Origin of the sequence: Terrabacter aeriphilus (genome assembly GCF_039542985.1) — a bacterium.
GTDB classification, from domain to species: domain Bacteria; phylum Actinomycetota; class Actinomycetes; order Actinomycetales; family Dermatophilaceae; genus Terrabacter; species Terrabacter aeriphilus.
Genome location: NZ_BAABIW010000032.1, coordinates 1 through 1216, shown reverse-complemented (window position 1 = coordinate 1216; position 1216 = coordinate 1). Strand labels below are relative to the sequence as shown.

The window sequence follows — 1216 nt, the reverse complement described above, 5'->3', positions numbered from 1 at the left end:
TTGCGGTGGGTCGTCCGGTGGGTTGGTAGTCGCGGCTGGCGTCGAGGACGAAGTCGCGTAGGACCTCGCCGGTGGCGGCGTCGATGACGGTGACCTGCAGGTCTTGGACCAGGAGCCGGACGTAGGTTCCGGCGTGGGTGCGGCCGATGCCGATGTGGTGCAGGCGCCCGTTGTGGCGCAGGGTCACGTTGCCGGTCTTGGACACGCGGTCGGTGCGGACGCGGTCGTGGGTGTCGCTGCTGCGGTCGGTGCGCGCGCTGGCTTTGGGTCGTGCGGTGTAGGCGGCGGCCGGGGTGGCGTGGTGTGGCAGGGACCGGTGCGGGCGGTCGTGGTTGTACTGCTGGCGGAAGGTGTCGAGCAGGGCTTGGAGCGCGGTGAGGGTGGCGGGCTGCTCGGGTTGGGCGCGGAGCCACTTCTTCAGGGTCTGCTGGAAGCGTTCGACCTTCCCGCAGGTGGTGGGGTGGTTCGGTCGGGAGTTCTTCTGGGTGATCCCCAGCCGGCGCAGCTCGACCTCGAGGCGGGTGCGGCCGCCGCGGCCACCGGCGAACCGGACGGTGTACACCATGCCGTTGTCGGTCAGGGTCGAGGCGGGGTGGCCGTGCTCGGTGGCAGCGGCGGTGAACGTGTCCAGCACGATCGCGGCGGTGATCCGGGGGTGGGCGCTGACGTGCAAGGCGAAGCGGGAGTGGTCATCGAGCCAGGTGATGACCTCCACGTCGGCGCCGGGGCGCCCGTCCGGTTGGGTGAGGCGGTAGTGGGTGAAGTCGGACTGCCAGGTCTCGTTCGGCTGGTCGGCCTCGAACCGAAGGTAGGAGGAGCGGGGCCGCTTGGCCGGGTCCGGCGTGACCGCCCCGTTACGCACCAGGACCCGGTGGATCGTGGCCCGGGACACGCGCACGCCGTGTCGGTGTTCCAGGTGCCAGCCGATCGTGTCTGCTCCGGCGTCATGTCCCTGTCCGGTCAGCTCGGTGCGTAGAGCCAGGATCAGCGCGACGTCCACGGCGCTGGTCGCCGTCGGTGAGGTGTGTGGGGCGCGCGAGGCCGGTTCGAACGCCGCGTCGCCCTCGGTGCGGTACCGGGCCATCAGGCGCGAGATCCACCCTTGGGAGACCCCGTAGGTGCGGGCCACCTCCGACTGCGAGGACCCAGCCAGGACAGCAGTGATCACCAGACGACGCTTCGACACCACCGACCCTGCACGAGCCAGTCATGCCGA

At 70.6% G+C, this 1216-nt stretch carries 1 protein-coding gene; it reads right to left on the bottom strand.

Translation table 11 applies throughout. The annotated features are described in order from the left end of the window. Window positions 1-1186: IS481 family transposase (locus ABD979_RS19930; RefSeq protein WP_425584012.1), on the bottom strand; the 1186-nt coding region annotated here is incomplete at its 3' end. Between the last annotated feature and the right edge of the window lie 30 nt (window positions 1187-1216).